Origin of the sequence: Streptomyces sp. NPDC056948 (assembly GCF_042674225.1) — a bacterium.
Lineage (GTDB): Bacteria > Actinomycetota > Actinomycetes > Streptomycetales > Streptomycetaceae > Streptomyces > Streptomyces purpurascens.
The window spans coordinates 1-6,749 of sequence record NZ_JBHUQX010000468.1 but is presented as its reverse complement, the minus strand read 5'-3'; the positions used below and the strand labels follow the sequence as shown (position 1 = coordinate 6,749).

Genomic DNA, 6,749 nt, shown 5'->3' with positions numbered 1-6,749 from the left:
ATGTTCCATCGGTGCGTGGGCGGGATGTTCAGTTGGTCGAAGGTGTACGTGCGGCCGTCCTCGTAGGTGCTGCGAAGGAAAGCAGTTCAGCGTGCTGTCAAGGCCTTCTGCTCTATGCGGGGTGCGGGTACTTCGCCGCCGGTGAGGGCGGCGAAGTCGGCGTGGGCCTGTCTTGTGGGCTTCCGGGGCGCGCTGGGTGTGCTCGGCGAGCATCCGGCAGGTGGGTTGCTCAGCGTTCGAGAAGGGCGATGCGGATGGCTCGTTCGACGTGGGCGGCGGTGTTGGCGTGTCCTGCGGCGTTGGGGTGGACCAGGGTGGCGCGCTTGCCGACGAGGGAGCAGTTCAGCAGCGTGCCGGGGACCTTGGCGGGCCAGTAGTCCTCGGCGTCGCCGCAGATTCCCTCGACCCACTTGATGTCTGCGGGCTGGCACGCGTCGTGGCCCACGCTGGGGGAGTAGATGTCGACGTAGCGGTCGCCGAAGTACGACGCGACCTGCTGGATGGTGGTGTTCAGCGGCTTGAGGACGTCGTCACGGAGCCAGTCGACGTCGGCGTGGGTGATCGAGCCGAGCTCGGTGAGGGCGGGGCGGTTGCACGCGCTGCCCTCCTCCGGCAGGACGGCCGGGTAGCCGACCGTGATCACCTTGGCGTTGGGCGCGGCCTGGTGCACCTGCGCCAGCATTTCGATGTACTCGTCCTGGACCCGGGCGAGCTTGTCCTGGATGCTTTCCTCTCCCTCGGGCGGGTTGGTGTAGTAGTCGCGGCAGGAATCGCCGCTCGCGCCCTGTTCGAGGCACTTGAGGAGCATGCCGCCGAAGGGCAGGCTGTTGCCGCCGACGCCGATGGTGACGATGTCGGTCTGGTCGCCCAGGCCGGCTCGCTGGATCTGCGGGTCCACCGCGGGCCAGCCGTCGGCGGGGGGTTGGACCGGGCTGATCGGCGTCTGCTTGGTGTTGGCGATGTTGGCGATCGTGGCGTTGCCGCAGCTGACGTTGGTCAGGTGGACGGCCTTGCCCGGCGGGAACTCGGCGAGCTCCCGGTCGACGAGGTCGGGGTAGGAGTTCGCGGTGCGGTCGCAGCCGTCCCGCGACGCGTCGCCGAGCGGGGGCTGCGGGTCTCCGACGAAGACGCCGGCGGTGTACGAGTCGCCCAGCGCGACCCACTCGTACTGGTCGGCTGCACCAGCGGAGCCCGAGGGCGCGAGCGCGGCCGCGGCCAGCGCGAGCCCGACGGCCAGTGCTCGCGTTCGCATGCGGGAGGCGGAGTGTCGCGTGGATCCTCCAGGACGGGCCGGCAGCAGGGCCGTCGGGGCGAGGGCGGCCAGTCGGCCCACAAACGTCGGACGCATTCACGGTCTCCGTTCACTCACGGTAGTCACATGACTACGTGTTGAAGGTAAGTGGGGGCGTGCGACCGACCAGCAGGTGCACCGGGTAAACCACCCGGGCGTATTGCGCTGAGGTTCTGGCCATGGTGAGTGCGCCGGGTGGCCAACCGCTGACAGCGCATGCGGAGCCGCCCGCTCCCACAGGTCGCCGGAAACAAGATCAGCACGCGGTTGCGTCCCAGGGACCATCATGCTGAAGCGGCACGCCCTCGCGTGGGGACTCGGCCGGCACGCGGCAGGGGCGTGACCACATCCCTACCGCCCTCCACCCTCGCCTCCCTGAGCAGCGCACGGAAGCTCGGCACGCTGAAAGCGGTGCTGAACCAGGAGTACCGCGTCTCCTGCGCCGCCCTGGGCCAACCCGATCTGGTCGAGGGGATCCGCGCCCAGGTCGTCGACAAGGACCGCGGGCCACGCTTGGTCGCCGAAGTGCCTCGCGGAGGTCACCGATGCCGATGTCGAGCGCTTCTTCACCCACTCGGCGAACGAGAACTCGCTCTGTCGCCGGCCACGCACTGAAGGAAGGCGACCTGCCGACCGCGCCTGGGACGGGCTCGAGGAGAAGACGCAAGCGGCGGCAGCATGTCGTCGGCCGAGTCGGCGGCGTGGGGTGCCGGGGAGCGGTGACTTCTCCGGCACCCCGATCGGTCTCACATCGAAGTCAGATCAGGAGCAGCAGCCGCGTATGGGGCACGAGTTTCCGGTTGACGCTGGTGCTCTGCACGAAGATGGTGAAGTGGTCGTTGTGGTCCGGCTTGACGCGAACTTCCGTGTCGGGCAGGCCGAGCAGAGCCCGGGCTTCGGGTCCCGTGTACACGCGGTCCGTCTTCTTCTCCAGGACCGCGATCTGCTTCTGCGCCTGGATCTTCTCCGATTTGCTCAGCTGGTAGAACGCCCCACCGGTCCGGTAGGCGTGTCCGCATTCGATGACCCATTCCCTGATGGCCGCGTCGCGAGAGACCGGGATCAATTGGTACTTCGACGGATCGACCGGGGTGAGGCCAGCTGCCTTGATGGTGTTCTCATTGACCGCGTCCGCGCCGGTGGAGAACACCGCGCGCGATCCCCGAATGCCCTGGGCGCGGCCCATCATGAAGTTCTCCGTGGCCTGCCGGATGACCTGCCCGGCCTCCTCCAGGCCCTGTGTGCTGGTGGCGTCCCATATGGCGATGTTGTCCTTGGGGAAACCGCACTGCATGGCCTCGCGCTTGCCCATCTGGTCGGGCACCAGGACGGCCAGCGTCCAGTTGTCCTGCTGCGTGGCGATCATCTCGGCCACGGCCTGGACCAGTTGGCGTGGATCCTGGGCGGAGAAATCCCGGCAGCGGTGGCTCGCGTTCTCCTGACCGTCGGTGAGCACGAACGTCAAAAAGCTGTGGTCGCCGTAAAGTTGCGCGGTCTGCGCCAGCTCCCGCTGCGACTTCAGTGCGGCCGCCAGGAGCGCCGTCATTCCACCGGTACGGTACAGCTGCTTCAGTGACGGCATGCGCAGCACGTCCTTGTCGTAGATGACGCACTCCACCTTGTCGGCGAAGACGTACACCGTGACGCGGGTTTCCTGGTCCAATTCCCTCGAACGGCGGGCGAGATAGGCGATCTGCTGGTCGGCGACCTCGACGACCTTTCGGCTCAGGTGCGACATGGACGAGCTGGCATCCAGTACAAGAGCAACGTGGTTGATGTAATTCTGACTTCCGGTCATCACAGCTCCCCCTTGTTCCGACTTGATGCTCCGATCCTCTCACCCACCACTGACAATCGATCTTGGTCCGCCGGCCTCACGACAGCAGCATGCGCGTCCAGACCACGGCCAGCAGCGTGCAGGCGAGGGTGAACAGGCTCTGCACGACGGCGGTGACGGGCATCCGCAGACGGGCATGCACGACGGCGCTGGCCGCCGCCACGGCCGGAACGCCCCAGACGACGAGCCACGCCAGGACGGGGACGTCCCGGGAGCGCGCGGGCTGCACCGAGTGCGGCGGCTGCGCGCTCCCCATGCCGACCATGACGAACAGCAGCCCGGCAGCGACGACGATGACCGCGTCCGCGACCAGGAAGAGCAGGCCGACGGCGATGTCGATCAGCCGGGAAGGGCGTTCGCGTCTGGGAGGCGCATCGGAGTCCGGGTCGTCCGTGGACGGTGAGGCCATGGCCCGACTGCACCACGGAATGACGGGTTCGGCACCGCCCGAGGCCGTGACGGAGCCCGACTGTGACCATCGGCCTCCTCAGCGAGCGCCCGGCGGCGGACGCCGTGCCCCTCCCTCGCCGAAGGCCGCCGACACAGCAGCCGGCCACACGCCCGGCGACAGGGGGGTAACGGTCGAGGTCACTGTGCTCAACGGCTCCCCGGAACGGCTGAACCTCGAGCTCGTCAGTGTCGAGGCACGCCATGCTGAAGGCCGCGCAGCGGACAGCATCTTCGACAGCGCCCAGGACGTCGGCTCTGGCCTCAACAGGACCTTGATTCCGGACAAGCCGTCAGTACCGATCGCAACGCCGTACAGCAGCAGTACATGGAGCCAGAGGGGACGTTCAGGGCGCCGCCCGGTCAGCCACAACACTGAGCTCAGTCGGTGTGGTCGTGGCGCGGACAGACGGGTGGGCGTGGGATACGGCCGGTGGTGGTCCGGGCCAAGGGCAGCGACCATGCTTTGCGGATGCTGTCGATAGGAGGGCGGGCCCTGTAGGGCGAGATGCCGAGTTCCTGGCGGGCGTCGGCCATCCGTTCCGGGCCGCCGTCCGGGCCGTGTGCCGCAGCCAGGTGGGTGCGGCGTTCGAGTCCTTTGGTGCTGAAGATGTCGAGCAGGGTGAGCGCGAAGTAGGCGTACGCGGAGGCCTCATCGATGAGCTGGCGTGCGTCGCCGGAGAGTTCCAGAAGGGCTGCGGAGTCGTCACCGGCTGCCGTGTCTGGTCGGGTGGCGTGGGAGTAGAAGGCGAATTGCTCCAGGGTGTGCAGCATCTCGGCTTCGGTGCACTGGGAGGGGTCGCGTAGACAGCCGCACAGGGTGCGGAATGAGGCGAGAACGTCGCTGGTGTTGGGGGTCCACTGCAGTTTGCTCAGCAGGGTCCTGAAGCCTGCGAAGGTTTCCGCCAGCTCTTCGAGGACGAGGTGGCGGGAGATGTCGTTCAGCTCGTGGGACTGTGTCTTGTCCTGTATTTCGCGGATCTGCAGTCCGTAGCGGAGCAGGTCGCGCAGGATGCCGCCTGACAGGGCGTGGGCGAGCATGACATAGGGGTCTTTGAGTGCCTGGGAGTGCTTGGCGAGGATCACGCGGGATTCCTCAAGGGTGCTGAGATGGACGTGGATGATGTCGTCCAGGGAGCTGTCGGTGACGTCCCGGTGCGGCAGGCCCCGGCGGACGAACGCGGCGCCGACATCTTCGGCCACCGAGATCAGGTAGTAGACGTCGGGCACGCCCAGGATGGCCTTAATCTCGCTGAGGTAGGCCAGGGCCTGAGTATCGGTGCCGAGGCGGTCAACCTCGTCGATGGCAATCACCACGGTCTTGCCTTGCTTGGCTTTCTCAGTGGCTATGCACTTGAGCAGGGTGCGGAACTCTTCCACCAGTTCGGGGAGACGGTGGAAACGGACGTGGTGTGGTTGGTGCCAAGGCTCAGGATCTGGGCGGCGCCGGTGGTCTGTCCGTGCGTGGCTTGTTGGATCGTCTGGAGACGGTAGAGGTGGCTGCGGCACTGGGTGATCAGTTCCGGTTCTTCCGGCCGCGGGCTTAAGTCTCCCACTTTCGACAGCAGGACTCCGGTGATGATGCCCACGAGCCGGAGTGGGTTCTGAGGGTCCGACAGAAGGGTGTGTGTCTGCGGGTTGTCGATGAGATACAGCAGCAGGTACGTCCCAGCGGCTGCGGCCAAGGGGCGGAAGATCTTCTCCAGGGAGATGTGCCACCTGCCGAGGGGGAATTCGAGTTCGGAATCGCGAACTTGGCGCAGGAGCCACCAAAGGGCCATCAGCAGTATTGTGTAGAAACCAGTTGTGCCTAGCTCGGTCGGCTGCGCGCGCTGAAAGTGCAGGGATTGCTGGCGCATCTGTTGGTCCAAGAGCACTGTGCCGGCCGACAACCAGGCCAGGAGCAGACCGAGAGGCCTGCTGCCACTCATGCACACTCGTCCCAGCAGACGGGGCAGCCAGGCCGCGTGCCGCGACTGCCACCAGGCAAGCCCGCGACAGTGACCGTCACGCTGGCTATGACCGTGTGACCCTGCCAGATCTCCGTCGCCTCCGACTCGTCCTACCTGTACCGGCTCGCCGGGCAGAGCTTCAGCCTGGAGGACCAGACGGTGGAGCACCTACTGCCGGACCTCAGTGACCGCCTCCTGCGCAACGACGAGCTGTCGCAGGAGCTGGGCCGCACTTCGTTGCGCATCGTCTACCAGCACCGCAACTTCGCCACGGGGCTGAGGATGACCGTGCGCCTGTTGGACGAGGCCTTCGTCACGGAGACCGCCGCCTGGATGCGCGGCTACGCACGCATCACGTCGCGGACGGACCTGTACAGCAACGGCGGAGAGGACAAGGTGCGCCTCGTCACGGCCACCCCGCTCTACGTGGAGTATGCGCCCCCGCCCTGAACTACTCCGGGGCCTAACGAACATCGAGCATCTCAGCCAGAGAGCCACATTGCCATGTAAGGCACTCAATCGGCTCGGCGGCCAGCGAGGATTGCTGATCCCGGCAGGCAGTGAGGGGCTCGGCGCGATCATCGAGCTGCCTCTCCTGGGGTGAGCTGAGCCCCGCCACAGCTGCGACGTGTGGTCGCACCAGCCGCGCCGTGAACGCCTTACCCCTGGGGTATGGCGGTGTCCCTTTCCCTTGCCCAGCGTCGGCTCCAGGTGTCCAGCGGACTCAGCGCCTCGACGAGGTCCCGGCCGAGCGGTGTGAGGTGGTAGCCGTCGCCGTGCGGGGTGAGCAGGCGGGCGTCGGTCAGCTCGACCAGGCGGGTGCTGAGCACGAGGCGGGCGAGCGCCCCAGGGGATGGCCTGCTCGATGCGTCAGAACGCATTCGTAGCAGTCGGGCCCGCGCAGCCTCACATCCGGGATCTCAGCACGTCGACCTCACAGCCCGGCGCGAAGGGGTCGAAGCCGTGCTCGGTCAGCCAGCGAACGATCAGCAGGCTTCGCAACGACCACCACGCGTGGATCATGGCGAGGTCGATTTCGGTGCCATAGCCGGCGATGACGTCGTCGAGGTGCTCCTCGTGTCCGAGCGTGAAGGTGGCGAGGTCGTGCAGGGCATCACCCTGGCCCGCCTCGGACCAGTCGATGATGCCGGTGACCTCGTCGCCGTCGACGAAGACGTGCGCGATCTGCAGGTCGCCGTGGGTGAACGCCGGAGTCCACGGC

The 6,749-nt window shown here is 66.9% G+C and carries 8 protein-coding genes and 1 pseudogene; 2 read left to right on the top strand and 7 right to left on the bottom strand.

The window, feature by feature from the left end:
• Positions 1–229: 229 nt before the first annotated feature.
• Positions 230–1,252, bottom strand: coding sequence for an SGNH/GDSL hydrolase family protein (locus ACFTZL_RS38495; protein WP_382593180.1), 1,023 nt, complete (start codon positions 1,250–1,252; stop codon positions 230–232).
• Positions 1,253–1,654: 402 nt separating this feature from the next.
• On the opposite strand from ACFTZL_RS38495, the pseudogene ACFTZL_RS38490 reads away from it, so the two are divergent.
• A pseudogene (locus ACFTZL_RS38490) lies at positions 1,655–1,906 on the top strand (enoyl-CoA hydratase/isomerase family protein); the annotation flags it as partial.
• Positions 1,907–2,048: 142 nt separating this feature from the next.
• Here the strand turns inward: ACFTZL_RS38490 and ACFTZL_RS38485 are convergent.
• From ACFTZL_RS38485 to ACFTZL_RS38470, 4 genes are all read right to left on the bottom strand, one after another.
• Complete coding sequence (locus ACFTZL_RS38485) at positions 2,049–3,089, bottom strand: VWA domain-containing protein (protein ID WP_382593177.1); 1,041 nt, start codon at positions 3,087–3,089, stop codon at positions 2,049–2,051.
• Between the two features lie 76 nt (positions 3,090–3,165).
• Positions 3,166–3,537, bottom strand: coding sequence for a hypothetical protein (locus tag ACFTZL_RS38480; RefSeq protein WP_382593174.1), 372 nt, complete (start codon positions 3,535–3,537; stop codon positions 3,166–3,168).
• 419 nt (positions 3,538–3,956) lie between these two features.
• A complete protein-coding gene (locus tag ACFTZL_RS38475; protein WP_382593171.1) occupies positions 3,957–4,955 on the bottom strand; it encodes a hypothetical protein in 999 nt (332 codons plus the stop codon).
• The gene (locus ACFTZL_RS38470; protein WP_382593168.1) at positions 4,922–5,506 is read right to left on the bottom strand and encodes a hypothetical protein; all 585 of its coding nucleotides are present in this window, start codon (positions 5,504–5,506) and stop codon (positions 4,922–4,924) included. The genes ACFTZL_RS38475 and ACFTZL_RS38470 overlap by 34 nt, the downstream gene beginning before the upstream one ends.
• Before the next feature lie 180 nt (positions 5,507–5,686).
• Between ACFTZL_RS38470 and ACFTZL_RS38465 the strand changes: the two genes are divergently transcribed.
• The gene (locus ACFTZL_RS38465; protein ID WP_382593165.1) at positions 5,687–5,977 is read left to right on the top strand and encodes a hypothetical protein; all 291 of its coding nucleotides are present in this window, start codon (positions 5,687–5,689) and stop codon (positions 5,975–5,977) included.
• Positions 5,978–6,186: 209 nt separating this feature from the next.
• Here ACFTZL_RS38465 and ACFTZL_RS38460 read toward each other — a convergent pair whose 3' ends face one another.
• Together ACFTZL_RS38460 and ACFTZL_RS38455 are read right to left on the bottom strand one after the other, a co-directional pair.
• Positions 6,187–6,408, bottom strand: coding sequence for a winged helix-turn-helix transcriptional regulator (locus tag ACFTZL_RS38460; protein ID WP_382593162.1), 222 nt, complete (start codon positions 6,406–6,408; stop codon positions 6,187–6,189).
• A 25-nt stretch (positions 6,409–6,433) separates the two neighbouring features.
• The coding region (locus ACFTZL_RS38455) for a phosphotransferase (RefSeq protein ID WP_382593159.1) at positions 6,434–6,749 on the bottom strand (316 nt) is incomplete at its 5' end.

What these genes read in the sequence shown, in the direction of transcription:
- ACFTZL_RS38495 (WP_382593180.1), bottom strand. Translation starts at nt 1,252, where the DNA reads ATGCGAACGCGAGCACTGGCCGTCGGGCTCGCGCTGGCCGCGGCCGCG.
- ACFTZL_RS38470 (WP_382593168.1), bottom strand. Translation starts at nt 5,506, where the DNA reads ATGAGTGGCAGCAGGCCTCTCGGTCTGCTCCTGGCCTGGTTGTCGGCC.
- ACFTZL_RS38485 (WP_382593177.1), bottom strand. Translation starts at nt 3,089, where the DNA reads ATGACCGGAAGTCAGAATTACATCAACCACGTTGCTCTTGTACTGGAT.
- ACFTZL_RS38480 (WP_382593174.1), bottom strand. Translation starts at nt 3,537, where the DNA reads ATGGCCTCACCGTCCACGGACGACCCGGACTCCGATGCGCCTCCCAGA.
- ACFTZL_RS38460 (WP_382593162.1), bottom strand. Translation starts at nt 6,408, where the DNA reads ATGCGTTCTGACGCATCGAGCAGGCCATCCCCTGGGGCGCTCGCCCGC.